The organism is Vibrio sp. 05-20-BW147, from assembly GCF_013369385.1.
GTDB lineage: Bacteria > Pseudomonadota > Gammaproteobacteria > Enterobacterales > Vibrionaceae > Vibrio > Vibrio floridensis.
Map to the genome: position 1 here is coordinate 11,784 of NZ_SZTO01000012.1, position 18,372 is coordinate 30,155.

13 protein-coding genes are annotated in these 18,372 nt (G+C 48.7%); 9 read left to right on the top strand and 4 right to left on the bottom strand.

The window, feature by feature from the left end; translation table 11 throughout:
* Positions 1 to 118: 118 nt before the first annotated feature.
* Complete coding sequence (gene recC, locus FC652_RS12575; protein WP_176298850.1) at positions 119 to 3,607, bottom strand: exodeoxyribonuclease V subunit gamma; 3,489 nt, start codon at positions 3,605 to 3,607, stop codon at positions 119 to 121.
* 265 nt (positions 3,608 to 3,872) lie between these two features.
* Here recC and FC652_RS12580 point away from each other — a divergent pair, with 265 nt between their 5' ends.
* A complete protein-coding gene (locus FC652_RS12580) occupies positions 3,873 to 5,696 on the top strand; it encodes a DUF3413 domain-containing protein (RefSeq protein ID WP_176298851.1) in 1,824 nt (607 codons plus the stop codon).
* An 81-nt stretch (positions 5,697 to 5,777) separates the two neighbouring features.
* On the opposite strand, the gene FC652_RS12585 is transcribed toward FC652_RS12580, so the two are convergent.
* Complete coding sequence (locus FC652_RS12585; protein ID WP_039554489.1) at positions 5,778 to 6,755, bottom strand: TDT family transporter; 978 nt, start codon at positions 6,753 to 6,755, stop codon at positions 5,778 to 5,780.
* A gap of 108 nt (positions 6,756 to 6,863) precedes the next feature.
* Between FC652_RS12585 and FC652_RS12590 the strand changes: the two genes are divergently transcribed.
* The 6 genes from FC652_RS12590 to FC652_RS12615 all read left to right on the top strand — a co-directional run bounded on the left by FC652_RS12590 (position 6,864) and on the right by FC652_RS12615 (position 13,759).
* A complete protein-coding gene (locus tag FC652_RS12590; RefSeq protein WP_011079700.1) occupies positions 6,864 to 7,760 on the top strand; it encodes a LysR substrate-binding domain-containing protein in 897 nt (298 codons plus the stop codon).
* Positions 7,761 to 7,864: 104 nt separating this feature from the next.
* Positions 7,865 to 8,179: a YebG family protein gene (locus tag FC652_RS12595; protein ID WP_011079699.1), complete on the top strand. Its 315-nt coding sequence runs from the start codon at positions 7,865 to 7,867 to the stop codon at positions 8,177 to 8,179.
* Positions 8,180 to 8,420: 241 nt separating this feature from the next.
* Positions 8,421 to 9,452, top strand: a complete 1,032-nt coding sequence (gene dapD / locus FC652_RS12600; protein WP_013571228.1) for a 2,3,4,5-tetrahydropyridine-2,6-dicarboxylate N-succinyltransferase — start codon at positions 8,421 to 8,423, stop codon at positions 9,450 to 9,452.
* A gap of 162 nt (positions 9,453 to 9,614) precedes the next feature.
* The gene (glpK, locus tag FC652_RS12605; RefSeq protein WP_176298852.1) at positions 9,615 to 11,132 is read left to right on the top strand and encodes a glycerol kinase GlpK; all 1,518 of its coding nucleotides are present in this window, start codon (positions 9,615 to 9,617) and stop codon (positions 11,130 to 11,132) included.
* Positions 11,133 to 11,192: 60 nt separating this feature from the next.
* The gene (gene glpD / locus FC652_RS12610; RefSeq protein ID WP_176298853.1) at positions 11,193 to 12,728 is read left to right on the top strand and encodes a glycerol-3-phosphate dehydrogenase; all 1,536 of its coding nucleotides are present in this window, start codon (positions 11,193 to 11,195) and stop codon (positions 12,726 to 12,728) included.
* A gap of 101 nt (positions 12,729 to 12,829) precedes the next feature.
* Positions 12,830 to 13,759, top strand: coding sequence for a zinc transporter ZntB (locus tag FC652_RS12615; protein ID WP_176298854.1), 930 nt, complete (start codon positions 12,830 to 12,832; stop codon positions 13,757 to 13,759).
* Between the two features lie 3 nt (positions 13,760 to 13,762).
* Here the strand turns inward: FC652_RS12615 and FC652_RS12620 are convergent, their stop codons facing one another.
* Positions 13,763 to 14,863, bottom strand: a complete 1,101-nt coding sequence (locus tag FC652_RS12620; RefSeq protein ID WP_176298855.1) for a GNAT family N-acetyltransferase/peptidase C39 family protein — start codon at positions 14,861 to 14,863, stop codon at positions 13,763 to 13,765.
* Positions 14,864 to 14,926: 63 nt separating this feature from the next.
* Between FC652_RS12620 and FC652_RS12625 the strand changes: the two genes are divergently transcribed.
* Positions 14,927 to 16,378, top strand: coding sequence for a RimK family protein (locus tag FC652_RS12625; RefSeq protein ID WP_176298856.1), 1,452 nt, complete (start codon positions 14,927 to 14,929; stop codon positions 16,376 to 16,378).
* A 96-nt stretch (positions 16,379 to 16,474) separates the two neighbouring features.
* Here the strand turns inward: FC652_RS12625 and FC652_RS12630 are convergent, their stop codons facing one another.
* Positions 16,475 to 17,659, bottom strand: coding sequence for an NnrS family protein (locus tag FC652_RS12630; RefSeq protein ID WP_176298857.1), 1,185 nt, complete (start codon positions 17,657 to 17,659; stop codon positions 16,475 to 16,477).
* 134 nt (positions 17,660 to 17,793) lie between these two features.
* On the opposite strand from FC652_RS12630, the gene FC652_RS12635 reads away from it, so the two are divergent.
* On the top strand, positions 17,794 to 18,348 hold the full coding sequence (locus FC652_RS12635) for a gamma-glutamylcyclotransferase family protein (RefSeq protein ID WP_176298858.1): 555 nt from the start codon (positions 17,794 to 17,796) through the stop codon (positions 18,346 to 18,348).
* The last annotated feature ends 24 nt before the right edge of the window (positions 18,349 to 18,372 follow it).

The window sequence follows — 18,372 nt, forward strand, 5'->3', positions numbered from 1 at the left end:
TCTGACCTTGTGGCCGTACAGCAAACGCCCTACACGATAATGATTTTCTGGCGGCCACCCTACTTCCTCTCCATTGCAGCGCTTTTTTTATCCCATTGTTGACTTTGAAGGGCATCGTTTATGCTTCCTCTGACGCATCCACGACGGACAATCTTGCCCCTTGCAGCACCAAACTACTCATCAAACGTACTTGATGGGCCAGTTGTTCATTCCATTTTGGCCAAATACGACTAATGTAGCTGTCAGCGCCTTCCCCTGCGCCCAAGAATCCATCATTGAAGGTGTCCGCCATTTTTTTCAACGCTTTCTCTTCGTCATCATTCCATTGCCCGCGGCTTATGCCAGCTTCGATGGCCGCCAATGCGGTTTTGGGGAAATACGCCAAAGGCTGGGTCATACCTTCGATATACAGGCGGATCAATTCGTTAAGCAACGATTTGGCTTGGCCAGCATCCGCCATCGCCGGGTATTTGAGGTGCACAACCCCCTCTTTCTTGTCGTAGCCAATCAAATGCGTCACTTTGGCAACGCCCATGGCCGACATCGAAAGATGATCAATCCAACCTGCTAAGTAATCTTGTGAGCGAATTTTGCCACTGCGATAACGTAATAGACCCGATTGATAGTGCTGCGTTAACCAACCGCTCAAATGAATCGTTTTACCTTCACCTACTGGTGTAAAAGTCAGATCCACTTCGAGATCATCCAAAGAAACGTGAGATAGCCCGGTTAGTTTTTCCAGTAATGCTTCAGCTTGCACACGATTGGTGTCAAATTCCAACTCACCAAAGGCGCCGATCGGCAACTTGCCCTGTGCACGCATTTCACTGCGTACGCCCTCAATCAGCGGCTGTACCATACCAGGCGTGCGGTTTTCATCCGATAAGAGACGATGCAGCAACTGTTCACGCAATTGGAAGCTGTTGAGTCCATCCAAAATAAACGGTTCTTCATCTGCCATCACGGCCATTGGCGGCTCGAAAACAACTTTCAAACGGCGATTGAAGAAGTACTGCACTGGCAGTCGCCAGAAACGTTGCAGTTCAACCAAATCCAGTTCAAGCGGGAACGTGGCACCCAGTAAATAATCGTCAAGGGCTTGATAAAATGGCACACTTTGCTGCGATGGCACTTGGCCTTCGCTCTGCTGCTGGGCCGCTGGAATCCACTCTTTGGCATAGCTTTTCGCGTTGCTCGGAGGTTCACCTAAAAAAGCTTTGGGGCTAAATGGCACCATGGGATGCTCGCTGGTGATCGCCTTTAATAGGTGCGCACCGGATTCATCCACACCCAGATGCTCATCCCCCGCTAAACAGTAGTTTTGCTGACAATACTCCATCAATTCAGCCACCAGCACCGACGGTACTTTCTCGGTGTTGTCTTGCACGGAACGTCCGACATAGCTGATGTAAACACTTTGCTGCGCAGACAACAGAGCTTCAAGGAACAAGTAGCGGTCATCGTCGCGGCGAGAGCGGTCACCCGCTCTGGCGCGGCCATGAATTAAATCGAATCCTTCCGGCGCCACACTGCGTGGATAGACGCCATCGTTCATCCCTAATAAACAGACGGTGCGAAATGGAATCGAACGCATCGGCATCAAGGTACAAAAATTCACTTGTCCGGCAAGAAAACGCTGGCTTACACGGCTACCGGACAGTTTATTGAGTAGATATTGACGAATCACACTCGGTGACAATTCCGCCTCAAATGCCGCATCACTCAACTGTTCTTTTAACTGTCCCAACGTATCGCGAATCGATTTCAATGCCACTTCGCCTTCTAAGTCGACGGCGAAGAAATCCGCCAAGACACCGTGTAATTGTTGTCGCCATGCGTCAATGTTTTGCGCTTGAGCTAAGGCGTGGCGATAGCAGCGCACCTTTTCAATGAAGTAGCTCAGTTTGCCCGCCAGCTCCGCTCCCATTCCCTGAACTTCGTTGTAAGGAGCAAGCCATTCCTCACCGCTTTGGAACAAACCAGCCGATTCTGGCATGGCGTAGCCAAGTAACATGCGTTGAATACCAAACTGCCAGGTGTTTTGTCTTGTCTGCGGTAGCTCAAACTCACATCCAGTTTGCTCATCCAGCCCCCAACGGATACCTGACGCTTCCACCCATTGTTTTGCTTGCAGGAACTCCGTTTCACTCAAGGAGAACTTCTGCAAAATCGCGGGGGTTTCTAGCAGTTCCAACAGCTCTGACGCCAAACAGCGCATTTGTGGCAGATTCACCAACGTCAAAAACGCGTTGAGAATCGGGCTTTCTTGATCGGCGGTTCGATCTGAAATGGAATAGGGGATGAATCGTTCACCCGGCGCGTTACCAAATACCGCTTGAATCGCAGGGCTGTAGGCATTGATGTCCGCCACCATCACGATAATATCGCGCGGCTTAAGGGTTGGGTCGGCATCGAACATCGCCAGCAATTGATCGTGCAGCACTTCCACTTCACGCATTGGGCTGTGGCAAACGTGCAAGCTCAAAGAGCGATCATTCGCCTCGATGAGCGGTTTATGATGGCTGCTCTCGATGTGGTCGTCATCTTGGTGCTCTTCCAAGTTGAGGATGTCTGCTTGCAGTTGATGCAATAGCGAGTCAGGTTCGATATCGACAAACGCTTCAATCTCATGCGATTCCAATTGTGACAACAAGTACATGTTGTCACGGCCAAGTTTGCCCATCGAAGCCAGCAAGCTGTTGCCCACCACCTCGGTGTGCAGTTCATCGGCAAGATTGTCTTCAATACTGCCTTTCAATTGCTCACTTTGGCCCTGAAGCTGCGAATGATCTTGTTGCCACACAAGGTGCTGACGCTGCTTTGCCGCCAAACGAGCAAGAAATTTTCGATCGCGTACTTCACCCCAATAGTATCGACACGGGTTGGTAAACATCAGATGCACGTCAATATGCTGACCGAGCGCTTTAAGCGCGTCCATATAACGTGGAGGCAGTGAGGTGATACCGAAAACAAACAAGCGCTGCGGCAAGTGTTCAAACTGGCCAGTGTAGTTTTCTAAGCTATCAATGAAGTGTTCGTATAGGTTGGCGCGATGGTACGGCGATTGCCCAAGCGCGACGGTATGGTCATACAGTGCTTGCCACAACATGGGCTGCCAAGGATGCTCATCACCAATCTCAGCCACAGCCTTCCCCGCTTCCCAATCACGTATCCATTCAGGGCGATACACCAAATAACCATCAAAAATATCGGCAATTTTTTCCGACAGTTGGTAAAGCTTGGCGCCTTCTTCATCGTCTTGAAGATAGCGAGCTAAAGGCGAGAACTCCGCCAGTGCAAGTTGCTGCGGCAACAAATGCATCAGCTTCCACGTCATCGCTTCTTTGTTAAAAGCACTGCGTTTTGGCACATCCGCCAAAACGTGAGTAAACATATCCCAGATAAATGTCGCGGGTAGCGGAAATTCGATGTTTGCTGCCACGCCAAACTCTTTCGCCAGTTCCATTTTCAACCATTGAGACATGCCTGGGCTTTGCACCAAGATCTGCTCTTTGTCGAAGGGATTTTGCAAAGGATTGAGGCGAATCAGTTCCACCAACAGAGATTTGAGCACATCCACTTGATTGGAGTGATAGACAGTAAACACGAGTTAGCTTCCGGAAAGACAATCACTAAGCGTTAGCTTAGCACAGCTCGCTGAGTGGCCACATAGTTCTAACTCACTGATTTCCAGAAAGGTTATATCGGTAGCGATTCTTGGTCAGTTTGTCAGCAAACGACATTGTCAGGGCAAAATTACACTTCCGTACCAAACGTGACACGCCTCACGCCTTTAAAGTTAAAAAACACTGTTTTATAATTCCACCCGTTTTCATCAATTGTATTTATAACTCGCTATGGAATTCAGAAAGATGTTGCGAAAACTCTCCTCCAATAGCGCGTGGCTGATTGCTTTTTTTGCTTGCTTCACGGTTTATCTGTCCATCGCCTGTTACCCATTTGTACTTTCGTCCGATCCCTCTCAAGATCTGTCGGGACTACAAAGCTTCTATCTTATTGCAACCCAGTTGGGCTGGCTCGGTTTACTCAGCTTACCCATCATGCTGCTCAGTCTTCCGCTGACGCTGTTGCCAACTCTCCTGTTCAAAGGCATCGTCATCACACTTGCCGCTCTGTTAGTGATTGCACTGAAGATCGATATCACGGTTTTCCAACACTATAAATTTCATATCAACGGCTTGCTGATCCGCATGTTTTTTGACGGCGGGAACGAAGTCTTCAATATCTCTTGGCTGAGTTGGTTGATTTTCATCTCGGAGATTGCGGTGCTGTTCATTGGCCTCGCCATCGCGGTATGGCTCAGCAAGCTTCTAGCCAACAGCAAACTTAAATTCGCTTTTGTCGCATTATGGTTTGTGATGTTGCTGAGCAGCCAATTGGTGCATGCGTATAAAAATGCGTTGTACGACAATGAAGTCAGCCAATTTACCAATAACTGGCCGCTTTATTACCCACTCACCGCCCGCTCTTTCATGTATAAAAACGGCTTTGTCGATGAAAAGATTGCAGCGCAAAATCGCGTTGAGTTGAAAAACGTCGAGGGCAGTCAACTGGACTACCCACTTGAGCCCGTCAGCTTACCGACACAAACAAAACAACCCAACGTGCTGTTTATCTTAGTGGACGCTTGGCGACACAGTGACGCTACGGCAGAAATCATGCCCAATGTCAGCCAATTTGCACAAAAGACGGCCAACTTTTCGCAGCACATGAGTGGCGGCAACTCCACCCAAGCGGGCATGTTTAGCCTGTTCTACAGCCTGCCAGCCACCTATTGGAGTAGCTTTTACGCCAGTCAAACCGCCCCAGTGTTTATGGATAGCCTGCAAAGCGCCGGATATCGCATGGGGATCTTCGGTTCAGCGTCGCTGACCAGCCCTCCTTTGTCACGCACTGTCTTTAAAAACGTCAAAGATCTGCGCTTGAAGACGCCAGGAACAACACAAGTTGAACGCGACGCGCGTATTACTGAAGATTTTATCGCCTTTGAAGCGCAGCCAAGTGATCTGCCCTATTTCGGTTTTCTGTTCTACGACTCTGCCCATGGCACCGAATTTCCTGAACCAGAAGGTGCGAAATTCACACCGTATTGGGAACGCGTGGATCATATCTTGCTCAACAACGATTTTGATGCTGAGCTGTACCATAATCGCTATAAGAATTCGCTCTACTACATTGATGGCTTAATCGGCAAAGTACTGAGCAAGATTGATTTGGAGAACACCATCGTGGTCATCACCTCGGATCATGGTGAAGAGTTTAACGATAATCGCATGAACTATTGGGGGCATTCTGGCAATTACAGCCAAGCGCAAATCCACGTGCCGTTGTACATCTATGCACCTGGCCAAACCGCCAAGACTTACGATTATCGCACCACCCACTTTGATGTGGTGCCCACGCTGATGGAAATGCTCTTTGATAATAAAATTAATACCGCAGATTTCAGCGTCGGCGACAACTTGTTCGACGCGACCAAATCTCGAGATTGGTTTATCGCGGGGAGCTACTACAACTATGCACTCGTCGGCCAAGAGATGATGATGGTGGTTAACCCCGCAGGGAACTCAAAACAGCTCAACAACCAATTGAAGCTGGTTAAAGACCACAAAGTACCTGTCAATGTGATTCAGCAATCACTGGAACTGATGTCGCGCTTCTATCACAAGGGCTAACGACCGTTTTTCTCGCCGCTAAACAAAAACGCCTCGCATGATGAACTGCGAGGCGTTTTTTCTCTTCGACACCATTCGACACTAGGCGAATTTTCCAAGCACGCTGCGTTTTGGCAACACCACTAAATTGTAGAAATATTGCACCGCGACGTATCCCACCACAACCGTGGCCACCAATAGCTCGACGCCAGCCAGCATTCTCACTTGTTCAACATAGTGGCTGCCCAAACCTGCGTGTTGCATCCAGTTGGCCATTTTAAACAGCGCAGTGGCACCAATTACCATAGGGAAAGTAAACGCCGCATAGCCAGGGCTAAAAGGCAAACGAAGCAACTTAACAAACGCGAGGTAAATAATCGCCGTCATCAGCACGGCAATACCAAATAGCAACGCAATAATCACTGGCGAAGGTTGAGCCGTCACAGTTAAATAACCGGCCAATGAAAGGCTTGCTGGTGCGGCCATGATCGCCATCGTTGGTTTAGCCGCATCAGGCACTTCATGAGTAAACATAAAGCGGTAGATCATGATTGGTAACATCACCGCGTAGGCCACCATACCAAACACCAAAGCACCGTGCGCAACAGGGGCAAGCACTGGGTTGCCTGAGAAAGAAACATCAGCAACGATAATACCGACCGGGGGCACAAACCAACTTGGCACCATATGATGAAGTTCGAAATCTTTTGCACGGTGATAGACAAAACTGAGTAAAAATACGATGTGCAATGCCACCGCCACTGACCAGATCGTATCCCCCAGCAACGGGGAAAAGTGGCCAATCGAATTGGAAACCACCATGGTCGCCATGGCGAATGTCGGCACCACACTGCCCACCACTGGATGGGCCAAATCTTGTCTCAATAAGTGGTGATGAAAGAGAAATTTCACCGCCAAGATAACCAGCAAACCGCTGGCAATTGCCGCACTTATCCACTGTCCATAGCCGTTTAATGTTGCCAAGTTTTCCCAACTCCAGCCTAAGCTCGCAATACCAAGCGCCAAACCTGCCATCGGTGTTGGAGCGCCCATTACTTTTGCTTTTGTTCTTTGAATCATCACGACCTCAACAAGGCTATCTTTGTATGGCGCTATTTTATGCTTGCTTAATGTTTGAAGATATCTAATTATTTAGAACCAACGTTCAAAATTATTTAACGAGAGAGCATGGCAAGTCACATTTCTCTGAAACAACTCAAAGTGTTTACCACCATCACTCAGCACAACACGCTCACCGCCGCGTCGGAAAGTCTCTTTCTTTCCAAAGCGGCAGTGAGCATGGCGCTGTCCGAGTTGGAGAAGCAAATTGGTCATCATCTGTTTGATCGCGTTAATAACCGTTTGATTCTCAATCAAGAAGGGCAAAAACTGTTGCCATTGGCCGATGAGCTGTTGAGCCGAGCCAGCGCGATTGAGTCGCTGTTTGATCAAGATATGACACTGTCAGGCCAACTTCGCATTGGCGCCAGCGACACCATCGGCAACCAAGTTGCGCCTTATTTACTCAGCGATTTTCGCCGCCACACCCAGCATCAAGCACAGAGCCTGTTCATTTCTAATTCGGCGCAGATCTGCGATATGTTGGTGGATTACGAGCTTGATATCGCCCTGATTGAAGGCAAAACACTGCATCCCGAGCTGAATGCGACCCAGTTTAGCGAGGACGAAATGTGTGTGATTTGTCCGCCCGATTTTCCCCTTGAACTGAATGGCTCAATTTCACTCACTGAGCTGGAGAACAGTCAGTGGATTTTGCGCGAAGCCGGCTCTGGCTCGCGTGAGTTTTTCCATCGAGTCATCGCGCCACGCATTGAACATTGGCATGAAGCCTTCCAGCTCAACACCACCGAAGCGTTGATCAATTCGGTTTCCGCCGGACTTGGGCTTGGTTGCTTATCTCGTCTCTCGGCTGACCATGCCGTGCGAGATGGTCGCGTGAAAATGATCCCGATGCCGCTCGATATGAAGCGCCGCTTTTGGCTGCTGGTGCACAAAGAAAAGTATCAAAGTCCGTTACTTAAAGCCTTTATCGATTTTTGCCATCATTGGCATCCCGAACGATAGCGGAATTCAGCTCTCATTTTGACGCGAGTCAATGGACATTACTGATGAAAAGCTGTATAAACACACAGTACAAATTCTGGACTATTTAACTTAGAGGATTAACCATGGCTGTTATCGTCAAGTACGTGGTAGAACGCAACGGAGAAGAGAAAATGACTTTTACCTCTAAAGCGGAAGCTGACGCATACGACAAAATGCTGGATATGGCAGATGAGCTTTTCGACTTACTAGGTAAAAGCGATCTTCTTGAAGATGAAGGTAAACAAGAAGACTTGGCGATGTTCCTCGCTCAGAACAAAGAAGAGCTTCTTTACGCGCTAGGCGCAAAACGCCGCCCAACGCCGAAGAAAGAAAAGAAACTAGCAGCGGTTGCGGATAACGCAGCCGACGAAGACGAATCAGCAGAAGACGCCGCTTAATCTTCGCAACCCATGTCGAATAAAACCGTCGCCCTGTGCGGCGGTTTTGATTTTGGCGACAAAATACAAAATAGCCAAACGAAGAAACATATCGTTAAAAAGACAAAGGGTATCCATCTACAGACTTTCTCCCTTTGAGGGGTTTAAAGTCTTTTTTTGTCTCTTTATGATGGCTATAACTTAATTCCAGCGCTTGCCAGTGAATGGCGCGTGACAAAGACTCAACACATGGAGATCAACTATGGCTTTCTTTTCTCTCGCCTTTGGTACGGCAACCAAAAACCGCGACGGCAAAATCATCGAAGCGTTTTTTCCAAACCCTGTTCTTAACCCAAGCGAGGCACTAGTCAACGCTCTAGCAGCCGTTGCGGGCTACGAGCAAGGCAACCAAGCTATCGAGATCTCTGCGGCGCAAAGTGCCGAACTGGCAGCGGCGTTCCAAGCAAATGGTGATGCAGCAAACGCCTCTTTCGCAGCAAAAGCGGCAGAGTCAACACAACCACTGGTACTGGTTATTCTTGCTACTGACGAGCAGCCACAAAGCGTTGCTGAAGGTTTCCTAAAACTGCAACTCATCTCTAACCGCCTAGTTCAACCACACGGTACCGTACTAGACGGCATCTTCGGTCTACTGCACAACATTGCATGGACTAACGAAGGTCCAATCGATCTGCCTGAACTGGCAGAACGCCAAATCGAAGCGCGTTTAGCTGGCCGTGTACTTACTGTCGATTGCGTCGACAAGTTCCCTAAAATGGTGGATTACGTGGTACCAACAGGCGTGCGTATCGCAGACACTTCTCGCGTGCGTCTTGGTGCTCACGTTGGTGAAGGCACAACCGTCATGCACGAAGGCTTCATTAACTTCAACGCGGGCACCACAGGCGTGAGCATGGTTGAAGGCCGAATCTCTGCGGGCGTTGTTGTCGGTAACGGCTCTGACATTGGTGGCGGCGCGTCGATCATGGGTACCCTATCTGGCGGCGGTAAAGTGGTTGTGTCTATTGGTGAAAACTCACTGCTTGGCGCAAACGCAGGTCTTGGTTTCCCACTGGGTGATCGCTGTACAGTAGAATCTGGCCTTTACGTCACCGCTGGCTCTAAAGTACGCATGCTTGATTCCACAGGCCAAGAAGTTGAAATGGTTAAAGCGCGCGATTTAGCAGGCGTATCTGACCTACTGTTCCGTCGCAACTCAGTGACCGGCCAAATTGAATGCTTGGCGAACAAAACTGCGGTAGAGCTCAACAGCGAGCTGCACAAAAACAACTAATCTCGAACATTCTGAGATAGCGTTAGTTCGAGCCCTTCATCAATGAAGGGCTTTTCTTTGTCGGCACTTTGCCCACCACGTTTGCCAATAAGCTAATAATTTCATTCAATAAGTGCTACGGAATTTACTAAAATAAAGATAACGAAACAAAAGGAGCGGATCATGACTGAGCAGAAGTACATCGTTGCACTGGACCAAGGTACCACCAGCTCTCGTGCTGTGGTTTTAGATCACGACGCGAACATCGTTTCTGTCTCCCAGCGCGAGTTCACTCAGATTTACCCGCAAGCAGGCTGGGTAGAACATGATCCCATGGAAATTTACGCCACTCAAAGCTCTACACTCGTTGAAGCTCTGGGCAAAAAAGGCATCAGCAGTGATCAAGTGGCGGCCATCGGTATTACCAACCAACGTGAAACCACCATCGTTTGGAACAAAGAAACGGGCAAACCGGTTTACAACGCCATTGTGTGGCAGTGCCGTCGTACCGCCGAAATCTGTGAGGACCTAAAATCGCGCGGATTGGAATCTTACATTCGCGAAAACACCGGCCTTGTGCTTGATCCTTACTTCTCGGGCACCAAAGTGAAATGGATTCTCGATAATGTTGCAGGCGCACGTGAAGACGCCGAAGCGGGCAAACTGCTGTTCGGTACTGTCGATACTTGGCTGGTGTGGAAGATGACCCAAGGCCGTGTGCACGTCACCGACTACACCAACGCCTCCCGCACCATGCTGTTCAACATCAATGAGCTATGTTGGGATAGCAAACTGCTCGAAGAAATGGGCATCCCAGCATCGATGATGCCGCAAGTAAAACGCTCATCGCAAATTTACGGCCAAACCAACATTGGTGGTAAAGGTGGTACGCGTATCCCTATCTCAGGCATTGCGGGTGACCAACAAGCGGCGCTGTATGGCCAAATGTGTGTCGAAGCAGGCCAAGCGAAAAATACTTATGGAACCGGCTGCTTCTTGCTGATGAACACCGGACAAGAGAAAGTGACCTCACAAAACGGGCTGTTGACCACCTTAGCGTGTGGACCAAAAGGTGAGCCAGCCTACGCACTCGAAGGCGCGGTATTTATGGCTGGTGCGGCGATTCAGTGGCTGCGCGATGAGCTGAAACTGATTTCCGATGCGCACGATTCCGAATACTTCGCCACCAAAGTGGACAGTTCAAACGGCGTGTATGTGGTGCCTGCCTTTACTGGTTTAGGTGCACCGTACTGGGATGCCTATGCTCGCGGTACCATTGTTGGTCTCACTCGTGGTGTCAACTCAAACCACATCATCCGCGCAACCTTAGAAGGCATTGCCTACCAAACCCGTGATGTACTGGACGCCATGCAAGCGGACTCTGGCATTAAGCTCTCAGCCCTACGCGTTGATGGCGGCGCAGTGGCCAACAACTTCCTCATGCAGTTCCAATCTGACGTGCTTGATACCGAAGTGCATCGTCCAAAAGTGACCGAAGTGACCGCGCTGGGCGCGGCGTACCTCGCAGGTTTGGCCGTGGGTTACTGGAACAGCATAGATGAGCTGAAAAACAAAGCAGAGCTCGATCGTCGCTTCCTTCCTCATCAAGATGAAGAAAAACGCAGCCGACGCTATAAAGGCTGGAAACGCGCGGTTAAATGCGCACAAACTTGGGCCGAATTGCGTGAGATTGACGAGTAAACTAAGTTCACCTTAGTTTCAAACTGCTTGTTTTAGCAAGATGACATTGGAGCCGTACAAATGATTACTGCATCGTCCACAACGCTCTCGGTACTCGACATCTTGGTTGTCGGGGGTGGTATCAATGGCGCAGGCATCGCAGCAGATGCGGCAGGACGTGGCCTTAGCGTCGCACTTTTTGAAGCCAAAGATTTTGCCTCGGCGACCTCTTCAGCCAGCTCGAAACTGATCCATGGTGGTTTGCGCTATTTGGAACATTATGAGTTCCGTTTGGTCTCCGAAGCTCTGGCGGAGCGCGAAGTGCTGATCAAAAAAGCGCCGCACATTGCCTTTCCCATGCGTTTTCGCCTGCCGCACCGCTCCTATCTTCGCCCCGCGTGGATGATTCGTTGCGGGCTGTTTTTGTATGATCACTTAGGTAAGCGCACCACACTGCCTAGCAGCCATAAGGTGAACCTTGCCGAAACCGGGCTGCTGAAAGAAGAAATGAAAATTGGCTTTGAGTATTCCGATTGTTGGGTCGACGATGCTCGCCTCACGTTACTGAATGCCATCAGTGCCAAACGCAATGGCGCAGAAGTGCGTAATTACTGCAAAGTAAGCAAAGCTGAGCGTGTTGACGACCTTTGGAAAGTGACTATTGAAGATCAGCAAAATGGTGAACAGTTTGTGCGTTACGCCAAAGCCTTGGTTAACGCGGCGGGCCCTTGGGTGAAACAATTTTATGATGACAGTTTAGATGGCCCATCACCACGCAACATTCGTTTGATCAAAGGTTCACACATTGTCGTGCCGCGCGTACATCCCGATCCGCAAGCTTACATCCTACAAAACAACGATGGGCGGATTGTGTTTGTGATTCCTTACTTGGATAAATTTTCAATTGTCGGCACAACGGATGTCGAATACACCGGTGACCCTCGCCATGTGGCGATTTCAGAACAGGAAGTTGACTACTTAATTGACATTGTTAATCAGCATTTTGTCCATCAACTGAGCAAACAAGATGTGGTGTGGACTTACAGCGGCGTACGACCGCTGTGTGATGATGAATCTGATTCACCCCAAGCCATCACGCGTGATTACACCATCGAGCTGGAGCAAGAACTTGACCAAGCACCGCTGATCTCTATTTTCGGTGGCAAACTGACGACATATCGCAAGTTGGCGGAGTCTGCCATGCGTAAACTCGCGCCCTATTTCGACCATATGGGCGCACCGTGGACGGCGCAACAAACGCTCCCCGGCGGTGATTTTAGCTGTACACGAGACCAGCTCGCCCACGCGTTGCGCCAACAATACCCTTGGTTGAGTGCAACCTTAGCCTACCGTTATGTCTGCCAATACGGCAGCGATGCACGCCAATTGCTCGCGGGGGCTGAAGAGGTATCAGCGATGGGCATCGAACTTGCTCCAGAGGTTTACCAACGAGAATTGGATTATCTGATGACGCATGAATTTGCGCAGTGCAGTGAAGACATTTTATGGCGTCGAAGCAAACTAGGACTTTATCTCACACCAGAGCAAGTGCTTGATGTCGATAATTACGTCATAAAAAAGTGCTTTAAAGCCCTGGCACTAAAACAAGTCTGTTGAACTGCTTGCCCCCTTGTTCAATCTTCATAAAGTCAGTAGCCAAACGTCATCAAGTCGAGTAACTTGATGACGATACTTACGAATAAAGGTAACTGACTATTATGGGATTTTTAATTGACCACTGGGACTTCTCTACCTCTCCAGCGACTCGATATGAAAACAACTTTCAGCACATACAAGCCAGTCACTGGTATCACTGTGAGCGACACCATCCACATATCCGCGCTTGGCTGCTCGAAAATCAAGTACCACTGAGCACAGTTAATCACCTTCTTGCGGATGAAACTCGTCCTTCTTTTCATCATTATGACGATGATAGCTTTATGTTGATTCTTCGCGGAATCAATATGAACGACAACGCGATACCTGAAGATATGCTTAGTATCCGTATCCTTTATTACAAAGGGGCCTTAATTTCGACACGTAAAACCTCCTCGAAAGCCATCTCAGAAATCAGAGCCTCTCTTGCCGATAGAAAAGGCCCCAATAGCATCGCCGATCTGCTCCTGACCATCATCGATGGATTGACCGGGAAAATGCAGCAATATCTTCAAGATATAGAGGAGCAAATCGAACAGTTTGAGCTCGACACCGAGCAAATTGGCGAGATCATTGAGGTACAAAAAGCGCTTTTAAGAATCAAACGCTTTATTCGCCCGCAGCAGTATGCTATTGCTGATTTTTCGAGCTCTGAAGTCGCTCTTTTGACCAATAAAACCTTAATGGTCAATTATGCACTGAGTAATATTACTCGCATTAACGAAACCATAGAGTTCTTTCTTGGCGAGCTCGCACTTCTCAAAGAACAAATTCAGCAGTTGCGCGAAGACAAAATCAGCCGCAACAGCTATCTGTTTACATTAATCGCCAGTATTTTCCTACCCACCAGTTTTCTCACTGGCTTGCTTGGTATCAATATCGGTGGCATACCGGGAGTCGAGTCCCCAGTCGCCTTCTTGTGGTTTTGTGTTGGGTTGGTTGTCATTTTTGCCGCCGAAGTTTTGCTGCTCAAGCGGCTCAAATTCTGGTAATGCTTACACTTTTACGCGGTCTGGGTGAATGACGACACAGGCCGTGTGTTTCTGTTTACCAAAGCCGATGATCTGCGCTAATGCTTTTTTACTCACCGTCACGTGCGCTGATGCCATCGCCTCTTCTTCTGATTCCGCGTGAGGATCGTGAATGAAGAAGAAACGCTCACTCATGCCACTTAGCAGCACCCAGTGCGGCTCTTTACTGCCATTAAATCGATAGGTGCTGATCAGCAGCAACACGCTCGCGCCCATACCGACCCACTCTTCCAGCTGGCTTTGTGATGGCGGCGCTTCAATGGTGCTCACAGGGTATTCTTCTAACTGCTGACAGAAATCCTGATGCACAATTTCAATCACTTGCTTCTTATTTTCATCACGTACGCTGTCAATAAACGGTGTCGATTTCGCATGGCTCCACAGCTCTACCGTGTAACCTCGGCGTGCAGCCGCTAACGCCAAACCATGCCCACTGCACCCGCCATGTCCGGCCGCCATAAAAATGGTGGTTGCTTCGCGCCAAAGCTGCAACTCCTGCTTACGCGATGGCTGAAAACTGGCGTCGTGATGGGCAAACGCCATCAGCAAACAAGCCGCGCCACAAGTAAAAGGGGTGGTCTGCACATAGAGCGGCATAGGCAGCAAAGTTTTAGGCCCATAGTGTGCCAAACGCTTCTGCATCCGGATGCCATCGCTTAAATCGTCATAATAGTGAATAAGGATTTTAAGCTTTTGATAACCCAGCTTTTTATACAAATTTATTGCGGCACTATTGTCTTCACGAACTTCTAAGCGTAATGTAGTGAAACCCTGTTCAATGGCGAACTGCTCACAGATCTCAATAAGAGATTGAGCTATCCTTTGGCCACGAAATTCAGGTCTAACTGCAATCGAATATAACCTTGAGAGTTGTGTTCCTTGGTGAAATAAAACAAGAGCATATCCTGCTAGCTCTAGCTCATTAGTAGCGACGAATAAAACGGCATGTTCAGATTGGATAAAACGCTTCATTTGTCTTGGTGCAATTCTGTCACCAGTAAAGAGCTCTCTTTCCAAACGATTTAGTGCATCAAGATCAGACATTTTCGCAATACGAAAATCCATGTAACACCTTCAAGGACTGATTATTTCCCCTCATCATAGCTCGTTTATTAAGGAAAGAAATAGATGGCAAATCTTTTAATTGTGACTGACCAAGCTAGCGATTGGCAGCAGTATTTCCCATCTGAACAAGTGGTTGATGTTGCCCAATATCTCGACAGTGATTGGCAACACAATCAACGTAGCGTGCAGGTGGTGAACCTGTGTCGCGATTATGGTTACATGAGCAGCGGTTACTATTGTTCGCTGATGGCGGGGGCACGTGGCCACCGCGTCATCCCGACAGTGACCGCCATTAATGACATCACTCAACCGCTGCTGATTTCATCTGGATTCCTCAAGCTCAACAAGTTAGCCAAAGATCAAGACAGCATCAGCTGTAAAATCTACTTTGGCCGTACCGAACACAAAGGCTTAGAGAAACTCGCCCGTCGTCTGTTTGAACAATTTATGGTGCCCGTCATTGAATTAAAAATGACCAAAAATCAGCACCACTGGCAAATCGACTCCGTCGCGCCATTTCCTTTCCAAGAGCTCAGCGATACAGAAGAAAACTTCTTTATTGAGTCGTTGGAGATGTTCTCCAACAAGGTTTGGCGTAAACCCAAACAAGAGAAAAAGTATCGCTACGACATCGCGATGCTGATCGATGAAGAGGAAAAAATGCCCCCTTCGTGCCCTCAAGCGCTGAAACGCTTTAAACGAGCGGCATCGCGTTTGGGGATGAACTTAGAAACCATCTCCAAAGATGAGATTTCTCGTTTGGGTGAGTTTGACGGTTTGTTTATTCGCAGCACCACCAACATCAGTAACTTCACCTATCGTTTTGCCAAAACAGCAGAAAAGCTAGGCTTAATCGTGATGGATGATTCTGAGTCGATCATGAAATGTACCAACAAAGTCTTTCTCACTGAGTTGCTGAAAAACAACAAAGTGCCCGCGCCAGCGAGCGTTATTTTGAAAAACTTTGACCCAGAATGGAAAAGTGATCTGCTCAATGAGCTGGATTTCCCGATGGTGTTGAAGATTCCAGACGGCGCATTCTCACGTGGCGTGGTGAAGGTGCGTAACGAAGAAGAGTTGGAAAAAGAAGCCGCAGCGCTGTTTGAAAAAAGTGAACTGATTTTGGCGCAAGCCTTTATGCCAACCGACTTTGACTGGCGCATTGGCATTTTGAACCGCCAAGCGATTTTCAGCTGTAAATACATGATGAGCCGCGGCCATTGGCAGATCTACCAACACCACAATAGTGGCCGAGTGTCGTCCGGTGGTTTTGAAACCTTGGATTTGAAACAAGTGCCAAAAAACGTGGTTGATGTGGCGCTAAAAGCCGCTAACTTGATTGGTAATGGTCTGTATGGCGTCGATCTTAAGGAAGTGGATGGCCAAGTGTATGTCATTGAGGTGAACGACAACCCAAGTATTGATCATCATGTTGAAGATGCTTTCCTTGGCGATTTACTCTATGACCGCGTGATGACCGAGTTCTTGCGTCGCATTCAAATGCGCGGGTTCTAACATCCAACGTCAATACGCTTTTAAACGCTTTTAAACGCTTTTAATAACACAAAGCCACTCCTCGTGAGTGGCTTTGCTGTTTATATCATGCAGAGCTTAGCCCGGGTGGCCATCGGCTCTCGGCGTCACGAGCATATAACCAAACTTCCAGACAAACAGTGTAAACGCGAATACCCACAGCGCGGCACTGATGTCGATCCAGATAAACAGTTGTGCTGGCGCAAAAATGACACCAAAACTGCGCAACAAAGCCGCGAGGAAGAGTGCGCCAAACGCCAGACTCATATTCGGCCCTTGGTAAATCATTCGTCCGGTGTGTCCCATGGTGACACGTGCAATCATCGCCAGAATAAGCCCAGCCAAAGCCCCAATCGCAAACAAGTGGATCAGGTTGTGTGACGCGAACGGATTATTCAGCAAACCGCGCAACAGCAGACTCAACGGTAAACACAGATAAGCGGCGTGCAACGACCAAACCAACGGCTCACTTAGGGTCAGCCAAGGTTTCCAACGGATAAAGCGCACCAGTTGCGCGACACCCGCGATCACCATCAACGGCTGGCCAAGCTGTGCCATGGTCACTGGGAAAAAGCTGAGCAAAAACAGCATCACCAAAGGTAAGTTTGCCGCCCAATCGAGCCAAACAATCGGATTGGCTTTTTCAAAGTTAAAACGACGCGCGGTAAAGAATGGAATCACTCGAGCCCCCATCACCGACAGCAGCAAGGTGAACCACCAGAGCATCGCTTGCCAAACCGCCGAAGAGGTAAATGGTGGCATGCCTTTTATTGTCGCGTAGCTGGCAAAATTAGCACCGATTGCCAACAAAAACAGTGGGACGAAAAAGAGATTACGCCAACCTTTGGCCTGCACCACTCGGCTACCGATTTCAAAGGCCACCAAAGCAAGAAACAGCGCTTCAATGCTGGAGGTTAACCACAGTGGTACTGGCGTCCAAAGCAAAATTCTCGGCAACAGCCACAGCGCCACCAGCAGTGCTAAACGATAATGTTTGGTGCCGTTGATGCCCGTCCAGTTTTGTACCGCGGTTAACAGGAACCCAGCCACAATCGCCATCGCAAAACCAAATAGCATTTCATGCACATGCCACCAAAGTCCTGGCACTTGGAGTTGTGTTGGCTGACCGGTTTGAAAAATCCATACCCACACCGCAATAGCGATAATGGCGTACACCGAGCCTAATAAAAAGAAAGGTCGAAAACCCAATCTCAGCCAAGCGGGAATTTTTTCTTCCACTTTTTTGTCAGTAATATTTAGCACGTTTCGCCCCCTCCACATGCTGAGCAAATTCACAACAAATGCAGTGTAGCACTAAAGATGCATTAAAAATACAACTTTAAAAATTTTACCTCTTAGGTATAACGGTCATTAGGAATATGGCTCAAGGAATACAGATGTACATTTTTGGTTATGGCAGCTTAATCAATGCTGCGTCGCGTCAGTTGACGGGTCAAACGGGTGAGGCTATCCCGGTGATTGCTCACGGCTTGGTGCGCTATTGGGGCAAAGTCGACGACAGCTACATTCTCTCACCGTTGGTTGTAAACCGTGGCGAGAGCCAAGTGAATGGTGTGCTACTGGAAATTGATGATCGTGCACTCGCTGAGTTCGATCGCCGAGAGAGAGGCTACCATCGCATTGAGATTACGCCGGATCAGATAGAAACCGACCACTCATTCAATCGTGCTTATCCCATTTGGGTGTATGTTAAAGACGATCCGCAACCACCCTGTCCTTCGAGCCCGATCATGCAAACGTATGTCGATACGGTACTCGCGGGATGCTTAGAGATCTCCGAAGCGTTTGCCCAACATTTTGTGCAATACACCGTAGGCTGGCATTTTCCTAAAGAAGACGATCGCCACGCGCCAAAATATGGCAATTTGGCTGGAGTGGAGTCACATCACTATCCGTTGATTGACGCGCTCATAATACAAAAGGGAGCATGATGCTCCCTTAAACAATACGTGCTC